25 protein-coding genes are annotated in these 22,319 nt (G+C 37.1%); all 25 read left to right on the forward strand.

Features of this window, described 5'->3' with window-relative positions; translation table 11 throughout:
* Positions 1 to 156 precede the first annotated feature (156 nt).
* The 25 genes from BMW39_RS06410 to BMW39_RS06530 all read left to right on the forward strand — a co-directional run bounded on the left by BMW39_RS06410 (position 157) and on the right by BMW39_RS06530 (position 22,237).
* The gene (locus tag BMW39_RS06410; protein WP_034973172.1) at positions 157 to 3,810 is read left to right on the forward strand and encodes an MMPL family transporter; all 3,654 of its coding nucleotides are present in this window, start codon (positions 157 to 159) and stop codon (positions 3,808 to 3,810) included.
* A 40-nt stretch (positions 3,811 to 3,850) separates the two neighbouring features.
* Positions 3,851 to 4,762: a hypothetical protein gene (locus BMW39_RS06415; protein WP_034973173.1), complete on the forward strand. Its 912-nt coding sequence runs from the start codon at positions 3,851 to 3,853 to the stop codon at positions 4,760 to 4,762.
* 3 nt (positions 4,763 to 4,765) lie between these two features.
* Positions 4,766 to 5,905, forward strand: a complete 1,140-nt coding sequence (locus BMW39_RS06420; protein WP_034973175.1) for a beta-ketoacyl-ACP synthase III — start codon at positions 4,766 to 4,768, stop codon at positions 5,903 to 5,905.
* Positions 5,905 to 6,336: a hypothetical protein gene (locus BMW39_RS06425; RefSeq protein WP_034973177.1), complete on the forward strand. Its 432-nt coding sequence runs from the start codon at positions 5,905 to 5,907 to the stop codon at positions 6,334 to 6,336. The genes BMW39_RS06420 and BMW39_RS06425 overlap by 1 nt, the downstream gene beginning before the upstream one ends.
* Positions 6,337 to 6,409: 73 nt before the next feature.
* Positions 6,410 to 6,853, forward strand: coding sequence for an ABC transporter permease (locus BMW39_RS06430; protein WP_034973178.1), 444 nt, complete (start codon positions 6,410 to 6,412; stop codon positions 6,851 to 6,853).
* A gap of 6 nt (positions 6,854 to 6,859) precedes the next feature.
* Positions 6,860 to 7,264 (forward strand): hypothetical protein, encoded by a 405-nt coding sequence (locus BMW39_RS06435; RefSeq protein ID WP_034973180.1) that lies wholly within the window; start codon positions 6,860 to 6,862, stop codon positions 7,262 to 7,264.
* A 58-nt stretch (positions 7,265 to 7,322) separates the two neighbouring features.
* A complete protein-coding gene (locus tag BMW39_RS06440; RefSeq protein WP_034973182.1) occupies positions 7,323 to 8,318 on the forward strand; it encodes a BtrH N-terminal domain-containing protein in 996 nt (331 codons plus the stop codon).
* Between the two features lies 1 nt (position 8,319).
* The gene (locus tag BMW39_RS06445) at positions 8,320 to 9,072 is read left to right on the forward strand and encodes an ABC transporter ATP-binding protein (RefSeq protein WP_034973184.1); all 753 of its coding nucleotides are present in this window, start codon (positions 8,320 to 8,322) and stop codon (positions 9,070 to 9,072) included.
* Positions 9,062 to 10,324 (forward strand): ABC transporter permease, encoded by a 1,263-nt coding sequence (locus tag BMW39_RS06450; RefSeq protein ID WP_034973186.1) that lies wholly within the window; start codon positions 9,062 to 9,064, stop codon positions 10,322 to 10,324. Before BMW39_RS06445 ends, BMW39_RS06450 begins: the two co-directional genes overlap by 11 nt.
* 165 nt (positions 10,325 to 10,489) lie before the next feature.
* Entirely contained in the window at positions 10,490 to 10,873 is a 384-nt protein-coding gene (locus tag BMW39_RS06455) for a GxxExxY protein (protein WP_034973188.1), read from the forward strand.
* A gap of 77 nt (positions 10,874 to 10,950) precedes the next feature.
* On the forward strand, positions 10,951 to 11,370 hold the full coding sequence (locus tag BMW39_RS06460) for an acyl-CoA thioesterase (RefSeq protein ID WP_034973190.1): 420 nt from the start codon (positions 10,951 to 10,953) through the stop codon (positions 11,368 to 11,370).
* A 65-nt stretch (positions 11,371 to 11,435) separates the two neighbouring features.
* On the forward strand, positions 11,436 to 12,569 hold the full coding sequence (locus tag BMW39_RS06465; protein ID WP_034973192.1) for a beta-ketoacyl synthase N-terminal-like domain-containing protein: 1,134 nt from the start codon (positions 11,436 to 11,438) through the stop codon (positions 12,567 to 12,569).
* Positions 12,570 to 12,609: 40 nt separating this feature from the next.
* Positions 12,610 to 12,864 (forward strand): hypothetical protein, encoded by a 255-nt coding sequence (locus BMW39_RS06470; protein ID WP_034973195.1) that lies wholly within the window; start codon positions 12,610 to 12,612, stop codon positions 12,862 to 12,864.
* The gene (locus BMW39_RS06475; protein ID WP_034973197.1) at positions 12,861 to 13,148 is read left to right on the forward strand and encodes a type II toxin-antitoxin system RelE/ParE family toxin; all 288 of its coding nucleotides are present in this window, start codon (positions 12,861 to 12,863) and stop codon (positions 13,146 to 13,148) included. Before BMW39_RS06470 ends, BMW39_RS06475 begins: the two co-directional genes overlap by 4 nt.
* A gap of 17 nt (positions 13,149 to 13,165) precedes the next feature.
* Positions 13,166 to 13,705 carry a hypothetical protein gene (locus BMW39_RS06480; RefSeq protein ID WP_034973199.1) on the forward strand — a complete coding sequence of 180 codons (540 nt, stop codon included), beginning with the start codon at positions 13,166 to 13,168 and terminating at the stop codon, positions 13,703 to 13,705.
* Positions 13,706 to 13,795: 90 nt separating this feature from the next.
* On the forward strand, positions 13,796 to 14,053 hold the full coding sequence (locus BMW39_RS06485) for a phosphopantetheine-binding protein (RefSeq protein WP_034963026.1): 258 nt from the start codon (positions 13,796 to 13,798) through the stop codon (positions 14,051 to 14,053).
* A gap of 81 nt (positions 14,054 to 14,134) precedes the next feature.
* On the forward strand, positions 14,135 to 15,331 hold the full coding sequence (locus BMW39_RS06490; protein WP_034973201.1) for a beta-ketoacyl-[acyl-carrier-protein] synthase family protein: 1,197 nt from the start codon (positions 14,135 to 14,137) through the stop codon (positions 15,329 to 15,331).
* On the forward strand, positions 15,331 to 16,392 hold the full coding sequence (locus tag BMW39_RS06495) for a beta-ketoacyl synthase N-terminal-like domain-containing protein (RefSeq protein ID WP_034973203.1): 1,062 nt from the start codon (positions 15,331 to 15,333) through the stop codon (positions 16,390 to 16,392). Before BMW39_RS06490 ends, BMW39_RS06495 begins: the two co-directional genes overlap by 1 nt.
* 49 nt (positions 16,393 to 16,441) lie before the next feature.
* On the forward strand, positions 16,442 to 18,208 hold the full coding sequence (locus BMW39_RS06500) for a WG repeat-containing protein (RefSeq protein ID WP_034974199.1): 1,767 nt from the start codon (positions 16,442 to 16,444) through the stop codon (positions 18,206 to 18,208).
* 14 nt (positions 18,209 to 18,222) lie between these two features.
* On the forward strand, positions 18,223 to 18,972 hold the full coding sequence (locus BMW39_RS06505) for a polysaccharide deacetylase family protein (RefSeq protein WP_034973205.1): 750 nt from the start codon (positions 18,223 to 18,225) through the stop codon (positions 18,970 to 18,972).
* Positions 18,973 to 19,599, forward strand: a complete 627-nt coding sequence (locus tag BMW39_RS06510; RefSeq protein ID WP_034973207.1) for a LolA family protein — start codon at positions 18,973 to 18,975, stop codon at positions 19,597 to 19,599.
* Positions 19,565 to 20,200: a hypothetical protein gene (locus tag BMW39_RS06515; protein WP_034973209.1), complete on the forward strand. Its 636-nt coding sequence runs from the start codon at positions 19,565 to 19,567 to the stop codon at positions 20,198 to 20,200. Before BMW39_RS06510 ends, BMW39_RS06515 begins: the two co-directional genes overlap by 35 nt.
* A 3-nt stretch (positions 20,201 to 20,203) precedes the next feature.
* Entirely contained in the window at positions 20,204 to 20,578 is a 375-nt protein-coding gene (locus BMW39_RS06520) for a 3-hydroxyacyl-ACP dehydratase (RefSeq protein WP_086045756.1), read from the forward strand.
* A gap of 4 nt (positions 20,579 to 20,582) precedes the next feature.
* A complete protein-coding gene (locus BMW39_RS06525; protein WP_034973211.1) occupies positions 20,583 to 21,065 on the forward strand; it encodes a hypothetical protein in 483 nt (160 codons plus the stop codon).
* Entirely contained in the window at positions 21,065 to 22,237 is a 1,173-nt protein-coding gene (locus BMW39_RS06530; RefSeq protein ID WP_034973212.1) for a DUF2062 domain-containing protein, read from the forward strand. The genes BMW39_RS06525 and BMW39_RS06530 overlap by 1 nt, the downstream gene beginning before the upstream one ends.
* Positions 22,238 to 22,319 lie beyond the last annotated feature (82 nt).

Raw genomic sequence — 22,319 nt, forward strand, 5'->3', positions numbered from 1 at the left:
AAATAATAATCCCGTCACACAAGTTAATAAAAATTAAAATATATTAAATTTGCCAACTTATTTGATAACAAATACTGGAATATAATATAAAATTCATATTAAATTATATTAAAACACCAACCTCAACCAAAACAGCAAAAACTTCATAAAACAAAAATGCATCGCTTTTTCATCTATCTATATTATCTGATTGCCAGAAACAGAATTCTTTCTATCGCAACGGCGTTGGGAATTGCTTTTCTGTGTTTATTTTTTGCGTTTAAAATCAATTTTGAAGAAGATATCAATCAGATTATCCCGAAAAGTGAAAAATCTGACCTGACGGCGAAAGTTCTTAAACAACTTAATTTTTCAGACAAAATCATCGTCATTATCGAAAAGAAATCGAAAGACGACAATTTCCAGTTATCCGAAACGGCTGATTCATTTTTAGAAAAAACAAAACCTTTAGAGCAATACATCGGTTCCATTCAGGGAAAGGTAAATGATAATGAGATTTCCGAAACGTTTGATTTTGTCAATCAGAATCTCCCGTTGTTTTTAGATGAAAACGATTATCTGGAAATTGAAAGAAAACTCAACAAAGACAGCATTGCGAAACAGGTCGAGAACAATTATGTTTCTTTGGTTTCGCCAACAAGTTTGGTCACGAAAGATTTCATTAAAAAAGACCCTTTGGGAATTACTTTTCTCGGAATTAAAAAACTGAATGCTTTAAACATCAGCAAAGATTTTAAGCTTGAAGACAATTACGTTGTTACCAAAGACGGAAAAAACCTCCTCCTTTTTATTGAACCGAAAAACAAGAGCAACGATACTAAAAACAACGAAACATTTGTCAATCAGTTAAACGAAATCAAAGACAACCTCAACAAAGAATTTAAAGGAAAAACTGAACTGAGTTATTTTGGTTCGCCGGTGATTGCGGTTGCCAATGCGCAGCAAATCAAGAAAGACATTCAAAATACGGTCATTATTTCGATGACGGTTTTGCTGATTTTGTTGATTTACTATTTCCGAAATTTTTTCACCCCGATTATTGTTTTCCTGCCGACTTTATTCTCTGTTTTGTTGGCGTTGATGGTTTTGTATTTTATTAAAGATAAAATTTCAGCCATTTCCTTAAGCGTTGGTGCTATTCTAATTGGAATCACAATTGATTATGCGCTTCACATTCTCACGCATTACAAGCACAACAACAATATTGAAGAGCTTTACAAAGAAATCACCCAACCGATTATTCTGAGTAGCGCAACTACGGCAGTTTCATTTTTATGTTTGGTTTTTGTGCGTTCGGAAGCTTTGAAAGATTTGGGACTTTTCGCTTCGATTACGGTTTTATTTTCTTCGGTTTCAGCTTTGATAATTGTCCCACAACTGTATCATCCGAAGGAAAAATCAGATACATTAAACAGCAACTTCATCGATAAAATCGGGCATTATCCTTACGAAAAAAACAAGCCGTTGATTATCGGCTGTTCGCTTGTGATTATTGCGTGTTTGTTTGGTTTCCGTCACGTGGGTTTCAATGAAGATATTGGCGACTTAAATTACATTCCGAAAGAATTAAAAATCAGTGAGGCGAAACTTGAAAAACTGTCAGACATCACCTCAAAATCCATCTACACGATTTCTTACGGAAACTCTGAGGAAGAAGCTCTCGCCAGAAATTCAGACTTAAGTACATTTTTGGAAAAAGAAAAGAAAGATGCCAAAATCTTAAGCTACAATTCACTTGGAAACGTTGTTTTATCTAAAGAAGACCAGCAGAAAAAAGTAGCAATCTGGCAAAATTTCTGGAACGAGAATAAGAAGAACTCCACAATTTCCGAATTGGTTTCGAATGGGAACAAATTCGGTTTCAACAGTTCGGCTTTTCACCAGTTTAATGAAAATTTAAATAAAACCTATTCTACTTTAAGTCTCAAAGATTATGAAAAAATAAAAGCGCTTCAAATCTCAGAATTTCTGAGTCAGGAAAATGGTTTTTACACCGTTTCGAATGTGGTAAAAGTAGACGAAAAGAAAAGAGATGCCTTCATACAAGACATTGAAAAGAAACACGACGCTATCGCCATCGACCGTCAGCAGATGAATGAGAACTTTTTGGGATTGCTGAAAAGAGATTTTAATACCTTGATTAATTACTCTCTGTTGGCAATTCTCCTAACCATTATTGTTTTCTTCAGGAATTTTGAACTGACTTTGTTGACAATGTTTCCGATTGTTTTAACTGGAGTTGTGACAGCGGGAATTTTATATTTCTTAGGATTAGAACTCAATATTTTCAGTACCGTTGTCTGCACATTGGTTTTCGGAGTTGGTGACGATTTCAGTATTTTCCTCACCAAAGCAATGCAGAAAGAACATACGACAGGAAAAAATGAACTTCCTACGTACAGAATTTCGATTATTTTGGCAGTCTTCACCACGATTTTATCTATCGGTTCTTTGATTTTCGCAAAACATCCCGCATTGCATTCTTTGGCTTTAGTCGCTTTGATTGGAATGCTTTCCGTGATTATCATTACCTCAACTTTATATCCGTTTTGGTTTAGATTTTTGATTATTAACAGGCAGAAAAAAGGTTTGTCGCCGATTACGCTCAGATTGTTTTTTCATTCCTTGATTCTCTTTATTTATTATGGTTTGGGCGGATTGATGTTCTCTGCGCTTGGAAGTGTTTTCGTGAAAAATGCGAAAGGAAAAACTTTGGATATCATCAAATTGATTTTGGCCAAGTTTATGAAATCGGTGCTTTACGGAAATCCATTTGTGAAGAAAAAAGTCATTTCAAATCCTAACGAAGATTTCAGCAAACCAGCGATTATCATTGCCAATCACACGTCTTTTCTCGATACTTTGGCGATTGGAATGACGACGCACAAAATCGTTTATCTCGTGAACGATTGGGTTTATGATTCGCCTATTTTCGGAAAACTGGTGAAAGCGTTGGGCTTTTTCCCAGTTTCGCAAGGCATCGAAAATGGGAAGGAAAAATTGAAAGAAAAGATTGACCAAGGTTATTCGCTTGTTGTTTTTCCGGAAGCTGAAAGGTCCTATACCAATGATATCAAACGTTTTCACAAAGGCGCATTTTATTTGGCCGAAGAATTTAGTTTAGACATTTTGCCGATTTACATTCACGGGAATTCTGAGGTTTTACCGAAAGGCGATTTCATTATTTATGATGGAAGTATTACGGTGAAAGTTGGCGACAGAATCAGCAAAGACGATTTGTCTTTTGGAGCAACTTACAAAGAGCGAGCGAAAAATATCAATGCTAATTTCCGAAAAGAATTTGCGAAACTGAGAAACGAAATTGAGGATGAAAACTATTTCAAAAAGAAATTATTCCTGAGTTTCCTTTATAAAGAAACGGAAGTCGTAAAAGAAGTTAAGGACGATTTTAATAAAAACAAATCGGTTTATTTTGAATTAAATCAACACATCGCAAAAGATGCTACAATCCTTCACATTGCTGATGACTATGGGCAAAAAGACATTCTCCTGACTTTGCAACAAGCGAGCAGAAAAATTTTCACGTTCATCAAAAACGAAGAAAAAAGACAAATCGCGGAGAACAATTATCTGGTAAAACGTAGAAAACTGAATTACATCAATGGAATTTCAAACCTCGAAAAAGAAATCGACGTGTTGCTGATTTCCGACGATTCCTTCAATCTTTCTGAGATTCAGAACTTACCGGAAACGGTGATTTTCATTAATGGGAAAAATGCGTTTCCCGAGTCCACTAATTATAATTTAATACACAGTTCGGCATCAATTATGGTACTAAGACGAAAATAATAAAATTATTAATCTTATTTTTGTTACATATTAGTTATTAATGCAGAAAAACATACTTGTCATATACTATTCTCAAACCGGACAATTGGAAGATATTGCAAAAAATATCGCCCATCCGTTTGAGAACAATGCAGATTACAACGTCATCTACTACAACATCCGACTCAAAAAGGATTTTCCTTTCCCTTGGCCAAGTGATGTTTTTTTCAACACTTTCCCAGAATCTTACCTTCAAATCCCAAGCGAAATCTATCCGCCTTCCGATGAGGTTTTGAACACCAAATTCGATTTGATTTTGTTCGCTTATCAGGTTTGGTACCTCACGCCGTCGATTCCAATTATTTCATTTTTGAAAAGTGGATTTGTCGAGCAGATTATGAAAGACACGCCAATCGTGACCATCTCCGGAACACGAAATATGTGGATGCTTTCCCAAGAAAAATTGAAGGTCTATTTGAAAAACCTGAACGCCAAATTGGTTGGAAACATCGCATTGGTCGATAGACACGACAATTACACCAGCGTTCTTACCATTTTGCGATGGATGACCACTGGACAAAAAGAAAAATCTGGAATGTTGCCTTCCGCCGGCGTTTCTGATGAGGAAATCAACGGTGCAGGGAAATATGGCGAAATCATCAAAACATATTTGGACAAAGGCGATTTTGCCAATCTTCAGCCCGATTTAGTGAAAAATGGCGCGGTGGAAATCCGTCCTTTTCTTGTTCGGGTAGAGAAAGTTGGCAATAAAATTTTCACTGTTTGGAGTAATCTGATTATCAAGAAAAAAGAAAAACGCCCTTTGCTGATTAAATTCTTTAAGGTATATTTGATGACAGCAATCTGGGTGATTTCGCCAATCGTATTGGTGCCACACATCCTATTGACGCCTATTTTGTGGTTCAAAAGAAAGAAACAAAGAGAATATTTACAAGGAATAAATTTAAAATAAATAATGAGTAACGTATATATCACCAAGTCCTCCACGTACTTACCAAATGACCCGATTTCTAACGACGAAATGGAAAACTACCTAGGACTGGTAAACGACAAACCATCCAAAGCCAGAGCATTGATTTTGAGAAACAATCAAATCAAAACCAGATATTACGCTTTGGACACCAACTCCAAACCGACGCATTCCAACGCAGAAATCACGGCAAAAGCGATTGAAGGTTTGTTTGATGACAAATTCACAAAAGAAGATATGGAACTTTTGTCTTGCGGAACGACTTCTGCAGACCAAATCCAGCCTTCGCACGCCTCGATGGTTCACGGTGAGTTGAACATTGGAAAATCTGTAGAAATCAACACGTCTATGGGACTTTGCAACTCCGGAATGAACGCTTTGAACTACGGTTTCCTTTCCGTAAAAGCAGATGTGAAAAACAACGCAGTTTGCGTAGGTTCCGAAAGATTTTCTTCTTGGATGACGGCGGACAAATTCAACCACGAGGCAGAAAACCTGAAACTTTTGGAAGAAAGACCAATCGTCGCCTTCAAAAGAGAATTCCTAAGATGGATGTTGTCTGACGGCGCTGGCGCATTCTTATTGGAAAACAAACCAAGAGAAAACGAAACGTCTCTAAGAATCGAATGGATTGATTTCTATTCCTATGCGCACGAAATCGAAGCTTGTATGTATTCCGGTTGCGAAAAACAGGAAGACGGAAGCCTGAAATCCTGGGCGGAATATCCCGCGGAAGAATGGTTGAATCAATCGATTTTCGCTTTGAAGCAAGACACCAAAATCCTTGACAAATATATTTTGGTAAAAGGTGCAGAAAGTTTGAGAACGTCTTTCGACAAACATCAGTTGGACCCACAAACTGTGGACCACGTTTTGGCGCACATCTCTTCTGGTTACTTCAAAGATGGATTGAAAGAGGAATTTGCGAATGTCGGCTTGGATTTCCCTTGGGAAAAATGGTTCTACAACCTTTCCGAAGTTGGGAATATCGGTGCTGGTTCTATCTTCATCGCAGTTGAACAATTGATGAATTCTGGAAAATTGAAGAAAGGTGAAAAAATCCTTCTTTGCGTTCCAGAAAGTGGAAGATTCGCTTACTCTTGTGCCTTATTGACGGTTTGCTAATGAAAACCAACTTACCAAATTCCGACAAAGATTTTGTAGAAAGTCTGATTCCACAACGGTTTCCTTTCGTAATGGTTGGCGAAGTTTCCGACTATTCTGAGAATCACGTGGTTTCTGGATTTACGATTAAAGAAGATAATATTTTCGTGAGCGAAGGCATTTTCCAGGCTTCTGGTTTGATAGAACATCAGGCTCAGACTGTGGCTTTGCATACAGGTTACAAATATTTTCTTTTGGGTAAGGAATCGCCGACTGGTTACATCGGCGCCATCAAATCTGTTGAAGTAGAAAGCTTACCAAAACTAGGCGACCAATTGATTTCTGAAGCAACAATCCTAAACGAAATGATGGGCGTCACTTTGGTTGAAATCGTGACGAAAATCAATGAAACCGTGATTGCAAAATCGCAGATGAAAACCGTTGTGAAATAAAAAAAACTAAACTTCGAAAGTCACAAAAGAAAATCAAAAAACGCTTTTGTGACTTTTGTGGTTAAAATAAAATATGGAACTGAAGGCCGACAATTTAATCAACATCCACAATTTTCTTCCCCATCGCAAACCAATGCTGATGGCGGATTACATTTTGGAATTGACCCCGGAAACCGTCATCACTTCTTTTGAAATAAGGCCTGATAATATTTTTGTTTTGAATAATGAATTGGTTGAAGCTGGATTGATAGAAAATGTGGCGCAAACGTGTTCCTCGATTCTTGGACAAAGTTTTTTCAAAGGTCCGGATGTTGAAACCAAAGTCATCGGCTTCATTACCAATATCAAAAAAATAGAGATTTTTGCGTTGCCAAAAGTGGGCGACAATATCATTTCCAAAGCTTCTCTGATTTCCCAGTACGAAAACATTTGCAACATTTTCTGCGAGACTTTCATTAATGATAAATTATTGATAAGAGCAGAAATCAATTTGTTTATTCAGGAATTGAAAAACTAAAACTCAATGAAAAAACAAAATCTCCCTCAAGACGAAAGTAGCCTTCAAGCAGCGAATATGACTGAATTGTTATACGTCACTGATGAAAATGATAACTACACCACTGCCAACAGCATCGGCTGGGACGCCAAAAAAGCAGCACTCGATGAATCGATGGAACTCATCAATGGAAGAATCGAAGAAGCTAAGCAAAACGTCGCCAACAACATCGTGAGCCCAATCATCTATTTTATGGAATTCAACAAAATGGATTTTCAAGTTTTGGCGGCTTATGTTGACAAATGGCAATGGACGGTGAAACGACACGCAAAACCACACGTTTTCAAAAAACTAAGCGATTCTACTCTGAAAAAATATGCCGACGCCTTCGGAATTTCGGTAGATGAATTGAAAAATTTTGACGGGAAATAATGAAATAAATAACCCCTTCAGCGTTTTGAACTCTGAAGGGGTTTTAAAGAAACAACGAATGAAAATAAATTTTGAACACCATCAGACAGCGCATTGCGAAAACGGTGTTGCTTCCAATCTACTTCTCAACAAAGGTTTGAAACTAAGCGAACCAATGATTTTCGGAATCGGTTCCGGATTATTTTTCGTGTATTTGCCTTTCCTTAAAGTGAATTTTGCGCCAGGTTTCAGTTATCGTCCAATGCCAGGTTCGATTTTTACCAAAGCGGCAAAACGATTGGGAATTAAAATCAAAAGAATTAAATTTTCAAATCCAAAAGAAGCGCAGGCTGCTTTGGAGAAAAATTTAGAACAAAACATTCCGACAGGTTTACAAGTTGGTGTTTTCAACCTAACATATTTCCCTGAAGAATATAAATTCCATTTCAATGCCCACAATCTTGTGGTTTACGGAAAGGAAGACGGAAAATTCCTCATCAGCGACCCTGTGATGGATTTCGCAACCACGCTGACCGAAGCAGAGCTTGAGAAAGTTCGTTACGCAAAAGGTGCACTCGCCCCGAAAGGTCATATGTATTTCCCTACACACATTCCTGAGAATGTTCATCTTGAAGAAGCTATCAAAAAAGGAATTAAAGACACCTGCAAAAATATGTTGGCTCCCGTTCCATTAATTGGAGTAAAAGCAATGCGTTGGGTGGCGAAAAGCATCCCGAAATGGGCTGAGAAAAAAGGCACGAAAATGACCAACCATTACCTCGGACAACTCATCAGAATGCAGGAAGAAATCGGAACCGGCGGTGGCGGATTCAGGTTTATTTACGGCGCTTTTTTACAGGAAGCGGCAGTGATTCTAAAAAATGAAGAATTAAAAGAATTATCTAAAGAAATTACCGCAATCGGCGACCTTTGGAGAGATTTTGCCGTGGATATTGCAAGAGTTTACAAGAATAGAAATTCGAAAAGCGATATTTACAATCAGCTTTCAAAATCGATGTTGCATATCGCAGATTTGGAGGAGGCTTTTTATAAGAAATTGAGAAAAGCGATATAGTTTGGAGAATATCATCGAAATAAAAAACCTCTACAAGAAATACAAAAACTCGGAAGATTTTTCGGTTAATGATATTTCTTTGGATATCGATAAAAACGAAATCTACGGAATTCTCGGACCCAACGGAGCGGGGAAAACCACATTGATTTCTATGCTTTCAGGGTTGATTAAACCAACCTCAGGAAGTTTTACCATCAACGGTTTGTCTCCAAAAAAAGACAATTCAAAAATCAAACAAATTATCGGAGTTGTCCCTCAGGAATATGCGCTCTACCCGACTTTAACGGCGAAAGAAAATCTTTTGTTCTTCGGAAGTCTGTATGGTTTGAAGAACGGTTATCTTCACAAAGCCATTGACGAAGCTTTGGAATTAATGGGCTTAACGAAATTTGCCAACAAAAAAGTAGACCAGTTTTCAGGCGGAATGAAACGCCGTTGCAATCTGATTGCCGGAACACTTCACAACCCAAAAGTTCTGTTTCTGGACGAGCCTACTGTTGGCGTTGACGTTCAATCCAAAAAAGCGATTATCGATTATCTTTTGGATTTGAATAAAAAAGGAACGTGCATTATTTACACCTCGCATCACCTTTCGGAAGCAGAGGAATTCTGTACAAAAATCGCCATCATCGACCACGGCAAAATCCACGCGACTGGAACTCCTGAAGAATTGGTGGAAAGAGTTGCCAATGCGGAAAACCTGGAGGATGTTTTCATTTCATTAACCGGAAAAGAATTGAGAGATGTTGTATAAATTGTGGAGAAGTTTCATCAAGGAAATTCAGTTATTGAAGCGAGATTCGGGTGGAATTGTCATCATTTTCCTGATGCCGTTGCTGTTAATTATTACGATTACTTTAATTCAGGATTCGACATTCAAAAATCTGGAAGGTTCGAAAATACCGATTATTTTTATTGATAACGATAAATCTGAAGTTTCCAAAGTCATCAAAAAAGAACTGGAAACCAGCAAAACATTTGAACTCGTCACCGATTACAGCGAAAAATCAGCTGAGAAAGCTGTGTTCACGGGAGATTACCAAATGGCCATCGTCATTCCTGAAAATTTAACGAAAGATTTAAACTCAAATATCGATTCTAAAGTTCAGACAGTCGTAAGTTCGTTTGGTTTGGAAACCGATTCGACTTCTACAAATGCTGTAGCTTCAAAGGCAAAAGATATTCATCTCTATTTCGACCCGGCAACGAACACAGGTTTCAAAAATTCTGTGATGAATGCCATCAACAAAATGGTTTTCGAAATCGAGAATAAAAAAATCTACAAAGCCTTCCAAGACCAGCTTGGAACGACGGAAGACCTTGAAAATAAAAGTCTGATTACCTTCAAAGAAATCACCCCAAACAAAGGCAACGAAGAAGTGATGCCGAATTCCGTTCAGCACAACGTTCCTGCGTGGGCGTTGTTTGCGATTTTCTTTATTGTAGTACCGTTGTCAATTAATTTAGTCAAAGAAAAAAGTCAGGGAACGAGCGTGAGAGTTCGCGTGAGTCCGACGCCGTATTACATTCATATTTTAGGAAAAACATTCACCTATCTCATCATTTGTGTCATACAGTTTTTGCTGATGGTTGCAGTGGGAATCTGGCTTTTCCCGCTGATGGACTTACCTCAGTTTGATGTTTCCGGAAAAATGCTTCACCTTCTCATTGTCACGCTTTTTGCAGGTTTGGCCGCGATTGGATTTGGAGTTTTAATTGGAACCGTTTCAGACACACAGGAACAGTCGGCGCCGTTTGGAGCGACTTCGGTTGTGGTTTTGGCAGCAATTGGCGGAATTTGGGTTCCGGTTTTCCTGATGCCCGAATTTATGCAGAAAATCGCACAGTTTTCCCCGATGAACTGGGGCCTGAATGCCTATTACGATATCATTTTAAGAAACAGTGGCATTGGCGAAATTGCCAAGGAACTGATTTTCTTATTTTTATTTTATATTGCGATGGTCAGCATTTCTTTATTGTATGAGAGAAAACAAAATAGTGTTTGATTTGCCGAACCACAAGGAGCACTAAGATTTTTCACGAAGAGCACAAGGATGAATTAATTTAATTTGTGTCCTTTGTGAAAGCCATTGTGCCCTTTGTGGTAAAAAACATTTAAATTAAACTGTTAAACATAATAATAATGGTTACTTAATCAAAACACAAATAATATGAATGAAAATGAGATTTCAAAAATTGTATTTGATGCAGGATTGAAAGTTCATCGTCAACTTGGAGCAGGGCTTTTGGAAAGCGCTTATGAAGAATGTCTGCACTTTGAAATGAGGAAATCAGGATTATTGATAGAAAAACAGAAACCAATGCCATTAATTTATGAAGATGTAAAACTCGACGTTGGCTACAGACTCGATTTTTTAATTGAAAAAAAAGTTGTTGTAGAAATAAAATCTGTAGAATCATTAAATGACATTCATATTGCTCAAGTTTTAACCTATTTAAAACTAAGCAACTGTAAATTGGGTTTACTCATTAATTTTAACTCGGTTTTATTTAAAAATGGTGTCAAGAGATTAATCAACGGTACAATTGACTAATTTTAATAAATTAATTGAATTTAAATAGTGTCCCTTGTGAAAACCTTTGTGCCCATTGTGGTTAAAAACAAAACAATATGCAGTCTAAAAATTTAACCTGTACCGAAGAAGTGCGCGTCCGGTTTAACGAGACAGACCCGCTGGGAATCGTCTGGCACGGGCATTACATCGTGTATTTTGAAGACGGAAGAGAGGCTTTCGGAAGACAGCACGGTTTGACCTACCTCGATATTCAGAAAGCTGGATTTGTAACGCCAATTGTAAAAAGTACGTGCGAACATTTTCTTCCCTTGAAATATGGAGAAACTTTCAACATTGTAACGACTTTCATCAATTCTGTTTCGGCAAAACTAATTTATAAATACGAGATTTTTAATCAGCAAAACCAATTGGTTTGCAGTGGAGAGACCATTCAGGTTTTTCTGGATGCTGAAAATAATTTATGCCTGTACAATCCCGAGTTTTTCCAGGCCTGGAAAGATAAAATGGGATTATAATTGGCTTTTGGCAATTAGCTGTTAGCTCTTGGCTTTCAAAAAAGATTCAAAAATTTTAGTAATTAATGAACAAAGAAATTTACATTACAGATTATAACTGCGTCACGCCTTTAGGTTTTGATGTGGAATCAAACTGGAACGCACTTTTGGAAGGAAAATCCGGCGTAGCTTTACATAAGGTCATAGAAAATCACGAAGCTTTCTTTGTTTCTAAAATTGATTCTGAGAAATTGAAAGAGCAATTTAATAAACACTTCGACAATCAGAATTTCACAAGACTTGAAAAAATGTTTTTGTTGAGCCTAAAACCTTTGGTAGAAAGACATTCGATTTCAGATGACACTGCTTTTATTCTTTCCACAACGAAAGGAAATATCAGTTTATTAAAAAACGAAACTACCTTACCGGAAGGTATTTATCTTTCAAAATTAGCTCAAAAACTCGCAGATTTTTTTGGATTTAAAACCAAACCGATTGTCGTTTCCAACGCGTGTGTTTCCGGAGTGATGGCCATTTCTGTGGCGAAAAATATGATTCAGGCAGAAAAATACAAAGACGCTTTCGTAGTTGCTGGAGATGAGATTTCTGAGTTTGTGATTTCAGGCTTCAATTCTTTTCAGGCAATCGGAAGCGAGCCTTGCAAACCTTACGACAAAAACCGAAATGGGATTAATCTGGGCGAAGCAACTGCAAGTGTTTACATCACTTCAGTATTAAATCAGAACGAAAAATTTAAGTTTAAAGTTTTAGGCGACTCGGCGATTAATGATGCGAATCACATTTCCGGACCATCACGAACCGGCGACGGACTTTTTGCGAGCGTACAAAATGCAATGAAAGAAGCGAAAGTTTCTTCAGACCGAATCGATTTTATTTCCGCCCACGGAACAGCAACACTTTACAACGACGAGATGGAAGCCATCGCCTTCAACAGAATGGATTTGCAAAATGTTCCCCTCAACAGTATGAAAGGTTATTACGGACACTGTCTAGGCGCATCAGGTTTATTGGAAAGTATTATTTCTATGGAATCGGCTTTGAAAAATACTTTAATTCCATCCAAAAACTTTGAAGAAATGGGCGTTTCGCAGGATTTGAATATTATTAAAGAAAATCAATCTGCAGAAATAAAATATATTCTGAAAACAGCTTCTGGTTTTGGTGGATGTAATGTGGCGATAGTTTTGGAAAAGGCATAAAAATAATTTTGTAATTTTGATAATATTAAAGTCTTAGAAAATGGAATCTACTTTAGAAATCAGAAAAAGAATTCACGAATATATTGATGATGCAGATGAGCGTATTCTCCGTATTTTCAACGCAATAATTGATGCAGAAGAGGAGGAAGATTCAGAATTAGAAGCTACCGATTATCCCGTAGTTCCTGATTATGTGTATGACAGAATTGAGGAAGAACGCAAAAAGTATTTAAATGGTGAGCTAAAGACTTCTTCTTGGGAAGAAGCTAAAGAAAGATTGATGAAAAAATTATGACTTATCACCTTTCCCTATCACCAAATGCTGAAGCTGATTTGCTCGAATCAGCATTATGGTACGAAAGCCGACAAATTGGACTGGGAGAAAAATTCACAAAAAAGGTTGAAGGTTATCTCTTTAGAATTCAAAATAACCCATTGCACTTTCCTCTGAAGAGGGGAAATTTGCGTGAGGCATATATTCAAAAATTCCCTTTTGTTATTATCTATGAAATTGTAGAAAATGAAATTGTGGTTTTCGCTATTTTCAACACTCATCAAAATCCAACAAAAAAGCCTTGAAATTTTGAAAATCCTCAATGAAGAAAACACATATCTGCAACATAGAAAGCTCAAAAATAATCCTTGACGACCAAATTATTTTTGAATCCGAAACCGAAAATTTCACAGACTTTGCAAAAGAAGCTTACAAAACTTTAGAACTGAATTATCCAAAATTTCATAAAATGGATAATCTCAGCAAACTCGCTTTTCTGGCATCCGAAATGATTCTGAAAAACGACGACCACAGCAATACTGCTTTGGTTTTTGCCAACAAATCCTCAAGCCTCGACACCGATTTTAAATATCAGGAAAGCATCAATTCTCAGGATAATTATTTCCCGAGTCCTGCCGTTTTTGTGTACACTTTACCGAATATTTGCGTCGGCGAACTCAGCATCAAGCATAAAATGCAAACCGAAAATGCTTTTTTCGTTTTAGATGAATTCGATGAAGAATTTTTGAATTCATACGCGGCACGGATTCTGCAATCAGGAAAAGCTGAAAAAGTCTTGTGCGGCTGGGTAGAACTATATCAGGAAAGTTATAAAGCTTTTGTATATTTGCTAACTACGTAATTTAACAATATAATAGTACAACAATGTAACAATACTATTCAGTCCCAATTGGTAAACTGGCACATTGATACATTGGTAAATTTTTGAAAAATGGAAGATTTAAAATTAGAATTAAAAAACAAAATCATAGAAGTTCTTAATCTTGAGGACGTTGCAGTAGAAGAAATTAAAGATACAGACCCACTTTTCGGTGGCGGTCTTGGTTTGGATTCTATCGACGCGCTGGAATTAATCGTACTTCTCGACAAAGACTACGGAATCAAATTGTCTGACCCGAAAAAAGGAAAAGAAATCTTCCAGTCTATCGAAGTGATGGCAAAATACATCGAAGAAAACAGAACAAAATAATTCAATCTAACAATGTATCAATCTAGCAATGTACCAATATTGATGCACTGCTAAATTGATACATTGGTACATTATAAAAGGATGAGTCAAAAAATTGCCATTACAGGGATGGGCATCATTTCCTCCATTGGTAACAATGTCGGGGAAAATTTTATTTCGCTGACGACCGGTAAAAACGGCATTTCAGACATCGAATTGTTTGAAACACGCCACGCCGGAAGCATCAAAACGGGCGAGATAAAATTGTCTAATGAAGAACTTGTGCAGAAACTTCAGCTGGATGAAGACAACAATGTCACAAGAACCGCTTTGTTGGGGATGGTGGCCGCAAAAGAAGCGGTAGAAAGCGCCGGAATTTCGGATATCAACGAGTACAAAACCGGACTCATTTCCTCCACCAGCGTGGGCGGAATGGACATCACCGAAAAATATTTCTACACCTACGAAGATTTCCCTGAAAAGCAAAAATACATCGACGCTCACGATGCCGGAAATTCATCCCTAGCGATTGCAGAAATGTTGGGTCTGAAAGGAATGGTTTCTACCATCAGCACAGCTTGTTCGTCTGCAGCTAATGCGATTATGATGGGCGCAAAACTTATCAAAAACGGCGTTCTCGACCGAGTGATTGTCGGCGGAACAGATTCACTTTCGAAGTTTACTTTGAATGGATTTAATACGCTGATGATTCTCACAGATTCTTATAACACGCCTTTCGACAACGACAGAAAAGGTCTGAATCTGGGCGAAGCAGCCGCTTTCCTGGTTTTGGAATCTGATGAAATTGTCAAAAAAGAAAATAAAAAAGTCCTCGCTTATCTTTCCGGTTATGGAAATGCCAACGATGCGCATCACCAAACCGCTTCTTCGGAAAACGGACAAGGCGCTTTTTTAGCAATGGAAAAAGCTTTGAAAGTTTCAGGTTTAGATAAAGAAAACATCGATTACATCAACGTTCACGGTACCGCGACTCCAAATAATGATTTGTCTGAAGGCATTGCAATGATTCGGATTTTTGGTGAAAACCAGGTTCCGGAATTCAGTTCTACAAAAGCGTTTACGGGTCATACATTGGCGGCAGCGGCGGGAATTGAAGCGGTTTTTTCAATTTTGGCGATGCAGAACAATGTCATTTTTCCAAATTTAAATTTCAAAACCAAAATGGAAGAATTTGATTTGACGCCGGTTACCGAACTGAAAGAGAAAAATATCAACCACGTACTTTCCAATTCATTTGGATTTGGCGGAAACTGTTCAACTTTAATTTTTTCTAAATAATGAGTGCAGTTTACATCAACAGTGCCGCCTGCATCTCGGTTCAGGACACTTTAAACGAAAATTTCTTCGATACTTTAAAACCTGAAAATTCAATTCAGATTTTAAAAGCCATCGAGCCCAACTATAAAGAATTCATTCCGCCCGCGATGAGCCGGAGAATGTCTAAAACGGTCAAAATGAGCTCCGTAGCTTCTACGAAAGCTTTGAAAGAAGCAGGAATTGAAAAACCCGATTCTATCATCGTCGGAACTGGAATGGGCTGTTCTCAGGATTCTGAAAAGTTCCTGAAAAATGTTTTGGAAAACAATGAAGAATTTCTGACACCAACGTTTTTCATTCAATCAACGCACAACACGGTTTCAGGACAGATTGCTCTGGGATTGCAATGTCACGGCTATAATTTCACGTACGTCAACAGCTCATCTTCACTCGAATTTTCAATGCTGGATGCGAAACTTCAGATTTTGGATGGTGACGCAGAAAATGTTTTGGTCGGTTCAACAGATGAACAAACGGAAAGAACGATGGAGCTCTACAAATTGAGCAATTCCATTAAAAAAGAAGAAAATCTGCCGGTTGATTATTTAAATTCAACGACGGAAGGTGTGATTTGGGGCGAAGGCTCAAGTTTTTTTGTTTTAGGAAAAGAGAAAACCGAAACTTCGTACGCACAACTCAAAGATATTCACATTGTTAACTCATTAGAACTTAATGAAATTCAACAATTCATTGAAGATTTTTTAATTAAGAATAATTTGAAAAATGAAGAGATTGATGCTGTTATTTTAGGTTTCAGCGGAGATTCAGAATCGGATGTTTACTATAAAAATGCATCGGAATTATTTCCAAATTCTTCCCAACTTTATTACAAGCATTTGAGTGGCGAATTTAACACTGCAAGCGGTTTTTCAACATTTATGGCTTGTCAGATTTTGAAAAATCAAATGATTCCGGAAGTGATGAAAATTAATGATGTGAAAAAAGAAAGCATTGAAAATATTCTTCTCTACAATCATCTCGGAGGAATTGACCATAGTTTGGTTTTGCTGGAGAAAGCATAAAAAACGACAGATAAAACTGTTCAAATAAAAACACAAAAACAAAGGTGAAATGTCACACAGAATTTACATTTACAATGCATCAAATCCATCGGATGCCAGTAAAAGTGATGTAATGATGGTAGAATGGGGCTATGACGTCCCTCTGCTTCTTCAAAGTCTCTTCACGGGTGAAGGTTTTGTTGCAGGAAATATTTACAATGACCACACAGAGCCTGATAATTTCGGGCTTTATTTTGATGCCCAAGCTGGTATTGAAAATTTTAAAAAGCTCTATCAGTTTCTAGAAAATTCAAATCTAATTGACGATTTCGAAAAATTTTCGGAGGCCAAAGAGAATTTATTCAATTATCTTGACAAGCTGAAGCAACCCTATTTTCATATCGACGCATGGGATGTTTTCAATATGAACGATATCTCGCATGAGGAACAGGCACAGCAACTTTTAAAAGATATTCAACAGAATAATAACGTTTTTCGTCAGGCTATCGAAGCTAATGATTCGACTTTGCTGGATGTAAAGCAATTTACCAGTGAATCAACTTTAGGATTTAGCAGTTTCAGGGAACTTTTGAATTACGTAGACTACGATTATGGTTGGGAACATATCTGGCAAGAACATGTTGAACCTAATCAAGTGGAAATTTTCGAAGAAAATGAACTTTGGGGACTTAAAGATGAAAAGGGAGATGTATTAATTCAGCCGATTTACGACGAATTTTATGCGTATGATTACTATTCAGACCTTGCCGTTGTTGTGAAAAATGAAAAGTATGGCTACGTCAATAAGCGAGGTGAAGAGATTATTCCCTTAATTTTCGATGATGCGTACGATTTCGAAATTTCTAAAACAGCCATTGTAAAGACGGGCGAAAAATTTGGACTGATAAATTTGAAAGGTGAAGTTGTTCTTGAGCCTTTGTATGAAGAAATGATTTTTTTGGAAAATGACGGCAACAACGAAATTTTCACTGCAAAACTCAACGACAATTACGGCCTGATTACATCTAACGGCAAAGTGAAAATTGATTTTATTTCCGACAATCCGTTTGAATCTAAAACGAGTTATTTTAACACAAAAGTAAACGGGCAAAAGGCGCACAAAATCTTCACCAGAAATTTTGTCTACGTTGGGGATTATCCAGAAAATGCACTTGAAGGATTGAGCTATAATTACATTTTGGTAAAGCCTCACAAAAACCAGCAGAAACACAAAATATTTGATGCTAAAGGAAATCTTTTGGTGGATGACTTTGATAAAATCGTTAGAACAGACTATCTTCCTGAAGCCTTGGTCATCATTAAGAACAAAAAGAAAGCTCTTTTACATCTCGCAACAGGTGACTTACGTTTAGATTTTGAATATGACCAGATTTCGGAGATGGTAATCCTGAGCAATAGTTTGGACTCAGATAAAATCGTTAAGGTAGAAAGAGATGGTTTGCTTGGTGTGATAGATTCTGGTGTTCCAGATGGATGGATTGTTGAAATGGGAAATTACAATGACGCTCTGTTTTTATCTAAAAATATTTATGCTTTAAGAAGAGGCGATTTATGGGCTCTAAAATATTTGAATGAAGATGAGCCATTAACTTTTGAATATGATTTAATTTGCAGAAAGCCTTTATATGATAGCGTTGCATATGCATTTTATGGCAATGATGTTTATGTTGTAAAAGAAGATGGTTTGGAGTTTGCAAATGCTTACGAGGTTTTGGAGGATGTTAAAGACGATTATTCAATATATTATTTTGATGCATTTGCAAAAAGGAAATTGTCTGAATACGTGAAAAGAGAAATTGGCGAACAGCCAGATTAACTGATAATTTAAAAATGAAGCATTATCCATTTATCATCTTCTATCTTTTCCTGAATGCCTTTGTTTACGCATTTCAGGGAACAGTCTGGGTTTACATCTTTTGCTTCATTCTATTTTCAGCAGTTGTAATCTGGGGTTCTTTTGACATTCAGTTGGGATATTTTATTAAAAGTTTTACTCATAAACGGACAAAAATCAAAGAAGTCGCTTTGACTTTCGATGACGGACCGACAGAATTTACTCCTAAATTTTTAGATGTTTTAAAAGAAAATAATATCAAAGCTAACTTTTTCTGCATCGGAAAACAGATTGATAAATACCCTGAAACTTTCCAAAGAATCATTGCGGAAGGTCATACAGTGGGCAATCACACTTTTTCACATTCCAATAATACCGGATTTTTATCGACTTCAAAAATGGTTAAGGAAATTGAAAAATGTGATGAACGTATTTTAAAATTTGGGAGTATTAAAACCAATTTGTACCGTCCTCCTTTTGGAGTGACCAATCCGAATATTGCAAAAGCAATCAAAAAAACGAATAAAAAAAGTATCGGCTGGAATGTCCGTTCACTGGACACGGTGATTTCGGATGAGAAGAAAATTTTAAAGAAAGTAAAAAGAAATTTACAAAAAGGAAGCATTATCCTGCTTCACGACACTTCTGAGAAAACGTACAATGTTTTGGTTGAATTATTGTTATTTTTGGAGCGTGAAAAGTATTCAACTTTCACGATTGATTCAATCATTAAATCAGAAAAATAAATGTTTAAAAATATAGCTTTCTTCGCCTCTTTATTAATCTCAGGTTTTGTTTTTGCCCAAAATACAGCAATGACTAGCGCTGAATCCAAAGCATTTGTGACAAAAATTTCTGCTGAAACAAAGGAAATTAAAACTTTACAAAGCGATTTCGTTCAGACAAAAAAAATGGATTTTTTAGATAAAAACATTGTTACGCAGGGAAAAATGTCTTTAAAATCACCAAATACACTGAGCTGGAAATATACTAAACCTTATCAATACAGTATTATATTTAAGGAAAACAAAATTTTCATCAACGACCAAGGGAAAAAATCATCGGTGGATGCAAAGAGCAAAACTTTTGAAAAAATAAATAAACTGATTGTCGGGAGTTCCAACGGAAAAATGTTCAGTGACCCTGAATTTTCTGTGGTTTATATGAAAAATTCAGGGTCGAACATTGCGAAATTTACTCCGAAATCTGCGCAGTTGATGAAGTACATTAAGCAAATTGAACTTCATTTCCCTAAGAATCAGACAACTGTTTCTCAGGTCAATATGACTGAGGCTTCGGGCGACACAACAAATATTGTTTTTAAAAACACCAAAATCAATGCGCCGATTCCTGCTTCTGAGTTTTCTTTATAGTTCGCTTTTTTTGCTGATGATTTCTTGTAAAACATATCAGCTTGCAGATGCAAAACCAATTTCAAATTCCGAAAAAGAAGTTGAAAATCTGTACTTTTCTTCAAACGAAGATTATGTTTACAAATGCCAAATGGAAGTTTACGGCAACGACATCAGCGGAATTCTAATCATCAAAAAAATCTCCGAAATCACGCACAGAGTTGTGATGACCTCGGATTTTGGAAACAAAATGATTGACTTTGAAATCTCAGAAAATAACTTCAAACTCAATTACGTCTTGGCAGATTTAGACAAAAAAATGGTAATCAATTTTCTGAAAAATGATTTTCAGGAATTATTAAAACGAAAGTTTTCGGTGAGTGAAAGTTTTGAAAATAATGATTCGAAGATTTATCTTTCAAACGTTGATAAGAAACAATATTATTTGTTCTTTGATAAAAATTCTAGCCTATTAAACCAAATCATCTACACAAAAAACAAGCGAGAAAAAATCGATTTTACTTTTGAAGCAAAAAAACATACTTTTGCAGAGACAATCAATCTTCAACACAAAGATTTTAAAATCAACATCAAACTTTTCCAAATCACTGAAACTGAATAAAATATGCAAACCATTCTTACCAACTTTTACACTTTAGAATCATCCGAAAAATCAGAGAATGGAAGTTTCATTGCGAAGATAAAACTCAATCCTGACCACGAGATTTTCAAAGGACATTTTCCTGGAAACCCTGTAACACCAGGTGTTTGTATGATGCAGATTGTGAAAGACTTGACTGAAAATTTCACCGCTTCAAAATTGTTTTTGAAATCCGCTTCCAATGTGAAGTTTATGGCCATCATCAATCCTTTTGAAACGCCAGATTTGGTTTTGCAATTGGACATTACGGAAAAAGATGGCGAACTAAAAGTAAAGAACACGACCAGTTTTGGCGAAACAATTGCATTGAAACTATCAGTTAATTACACCAAAATCTAAGGTTATGAAATTGATTTTCACTTTGATGTTCACATTCTTCTCCCTCTTCCAATCCGATTTGGAATCTTTGAGAAACAGCTATTCCAAAGCAAACTCATCCAACGAGAATGCGAAGAATTTCATTGCTTTGGCTGAGAAAAAATCATCAAATGACCCCGTAATTTCTGCCTACAAATCAGCTTCTAAAATCTTGGAAGCCAAAGTGACGACCGAAAAAAACAAAAGAAAAACATTTGTAAAATCGGGCGCAACTACCTTGGAAAGCCTCATTGCGAGCAATCCAAACAATGCAGAATTACGTGTCATCCGAATGAGCGTTCAGGAAAACATCCCAAAAATCGTGGGTTACCACAAGAATCTGAAAGAAGACAAAACCTTCCTCATCAACAACTACAGCAAGCAAAATGCTGACCTGAAAAGCTATATCAAACAGTTTGCTGGGCAATCCAAAACGATGACGGCTTCCGAAAAAGCTTCATTCAAATAATGACCATCCACGAAGTACGAAACGCCATCTTAGAAAGGAAAATCTGCGTTTTAATCCCTACTTACAACAACGAAAAAACGCTGAAGCGCGTCATCGACGGCGTTCTGGATTACACCCAAAACATCATTGTTGTAAACGACGGTTCCACGGATTCTACTTCGTCCATTTTGAGCGATTATCGCCAAATTTCAATTATCCATTTACCCGAAAACAAAGGCAAAGGAAATGCGCTGAAAATCGGTTTCAGAAAAGCTTTGGAACTTGGATTTGATTTTGCCATCACGATAGATTCCGACGGTCAACATTATCCAGACGACATTCCCGTTTTTGTGGAGGCTTTGCTTGCGGAAAATGAAGATGTTTTGCTCATCGGCAACCGGAATATGTCGCAAGATGGGATTCCGAAAAAAAGCAGTTTTGGGAACAATTTTTCCAACTTCTGGTTTTGGTTCGAGACCGGAATCAAGCTTCAGGACACGCAATCCGGCTACAGACTTTATCCGTTGAACCAAATTCCGAAAAAATATTTCACGCCAAAATTCGAGTTCGAAATCGAGATTATCGTACGAACTGCGTGGAAAAATATTCCGGTCAAAAATGTTCCGGTGAAAGTCCTTTACGACCCAGCGGAAAGGGTTTCGCACTTTCGTCCTTTCAAAGATTTTACGCGAATCAGCATTCTGAATACCATCCTGGTTATCATCACTTTAGCCTACATCAAACCTCGAAATTTTATCGTTAATTTCAGGAAGAAAAGTTTCAAAAGATTCATCAAAGAAGATGTTTTGGAAAGCGACGGAAGCAACCGCACCAAGGCGTTTTCCATTGCATTGGGCGCCTTCATCGGATTGTCGCCGGTTTGGGGTTTTCAGACGGCTTTGACGATATCTCTGGCCGTGATTTTCAAGCTCAACAAGGTGCTGGCATTTGTCTCTTCCAACATCAGTTTTCCGCCGTTCATTCCGCTCATTATTGCGGGTTCTCTCTTTATTGGTGCGCCTTTCGTGGATGGAGAAACCAATTTTCTGAATCACGAAATCAACTTCGAATTGGTCAAAAATCACCTGCTTCAATACATTATCGGCAGTCTGATTCTGGCAACTTCGGTCTCCACAATTTTGGGCGTTGGTTTTTATCTTTTCCTCAACAAAGTCAATCCAGAAAACGGTTAGAATGATTTGGGCAACTTATCCGCCTTCCACTCCCAATTGTCACTCTGAGGCTCTCGAAGAGTCCGTTCAAGTCGGCTTGCGC

The sequence above is a fragment of the Epilithonimonas lactis genome (assembly GCF_900110605.1).
Lineage (GTDB): Bacteria > Bacteroidota > Bacteroidia > Flavobacteriales > Weeksellaceae > Epilithonimonas > Epilithonimonas lactis.

Bases quoted from the DNA above. Each gene is read 5' to 3' on its own strand.
- BMW39_RS06410 (WP_034973172.1), top strand. From the start codon at position 157: ATGCATCGCTTTTTCATCTATCTATATTATCTGATTGCCAGAAACAGA.
- BMW39_RS06415 (WP_034973173.1), top strand. From the start codon at position 3,851: ATGCAGAAAAACATACTTGTCATATACTATTCTCAAACCGGACAATTG.
- BMW39_RS06420 (WP_034973175.1), top strand. From the start codon at position 4,766: ATGAGTAACGTATATATCACCAAGTCCTCCACGTACTTACCAAATGAC.
- BMW39_RS06425 (WP_034973177.1), top strand. From the start codon at position 5,905: ATGAAAACCAACTTACCAAATTCCGACAAAGATTTTGTAGAAAGTCTG.
- BMW39_RS06430 (WP_034973178.1), top strand. From the start codon at position 6,410: ATGGAACTGAAGGCCGACAATTTAATCAACATCCACAATTTTCTTCCC.
- BMW39_RS06435 (WP_034973180.1), top strand. From the start codon at position 6,860: ATGAAAAAACAAAATCTCCCTCAAGACGAAAGTAGCCTTCAAGCAGCG.
- BMW39_RS06440 (WP_034973182.1), top strand. From the start codon at position 7,323: ATGAAAATAAATTTTGAACACCATCAGACAGCGCATTGCGAAAACGGT.
- BMW39_RS06450 (WP_034973186.1), top strand. From the start codon at position 9,062: ATGTTGTATAAATTGTGGAGAAGTTTCATCAAGGAAATTCAGTTATTG.
- BMW39_RS06455 (WP_034973188.1), top strand. From the start codon at position 10,490: ATGAATGAAAATGAGATTTCAAAAATTGTATTTGATGCAGGATTGAAA.
- BMW39_RS06460 (WP_034973190.1), top strand. From the start codon at position 10,951: ATGCAGTCTAAAAATTTAACCTGTACCGAAGAAGTGCGCGTCCGGTTT.
- BMW39_RS06465 (WP_034973192.1), top strand. From the start codon at position 11,436: ATGAACAAAGAAATTTACATTACAGATTATAACTGCGTCACGCCTTTA.
- BMW39_RS06470 (WP_034973195.1), top strand. From the start codon at position 12,610: ATGGAATCTACTTTAGAAATCAGAAAAAGAATTCACGAATATATTGAT.
- BMW39_RS06475 (WP_034973197.1), top strand. From the start codon at position 12,861: ATGACTTATCACCTTTCCCTATCACCAAATGCTGAAGCTGATTTGCTC.
- BMW39_RS06480 (WP_034973199.1), top strand. From the start codon at position 13,166: ATGAAGAAAACACATATCTGCAACATAGAAAGCTCAAAAATAATCCTT.
- BMW39_RS06485 (WP_034963026.1), top strand. From the start codon at position 13,796: ATGGAAGATTTAAAATTAGAATTAAAAAACAAAATCATAGAAGTTCTT.
- BMW39_RS06490 (WP_034973201.1), top strand. From the start codon at position 14,135: ATGAGTCAAAAAATTGCCATTACAGGGATGGGCATCATTTCCTCCATT.
- BMW39_RS06495 (WP_034973203.1), top strand. From the start codon at position 15,331: ATGAGTGCAGTTTACATCAACAGTGCCGCCTGCATCTCGGTTCAGGAC.
- BMW39_RS06500 (WP_034974199.1), top strand. From the start codon at position 16,442: ATGTCACACAGAATTTACATTTACAATGCATCAAATCCATCGGATGCC.
- BMW39_RS06505 (WP_034973205.1), top strand. From the start codon at position 18,223: ATGAAGCATTATCCATTTATCATCTTCTATCTTTTCCTGAATGCCTTT.
- BMW39_RS06510 (WP_034973207.1), top strand. From the start codon at position 18,973: ATGTTTAAAAATATAGCTTTCTTCGCCTCTTTATTAATCTCAGGTTTT.
- BMW39_RS06515 (WP_034973209.1), top strand. From the start codon at position 19,565: ATGCGCCGATTCCTGCTTCTGAGTTTTCTTTATAGTTCGCTTTTTTTG.
- BMW39_RS06520 (WP_086045756.1), top strand. From the start codon at position 20,204: ATGCAAACCATTCTTACCAACTTTTACACTTTAGAATCATCCGAAAAA.
- BMW39_RS06525 (WP_034973211.1), top strand. From the start codon at position 20,583: ATGAAATTGATTTTCACTTTGATGTTCACATTCTTCTCCCTCTTCCAA.
- BMW39_RS06530 (WP_034973212.1), top strand. From the start codon at position 21,065: ATGACCATCCACGAAGTACGAAACGCCATCTTAGAAAGGAAAATCTGC.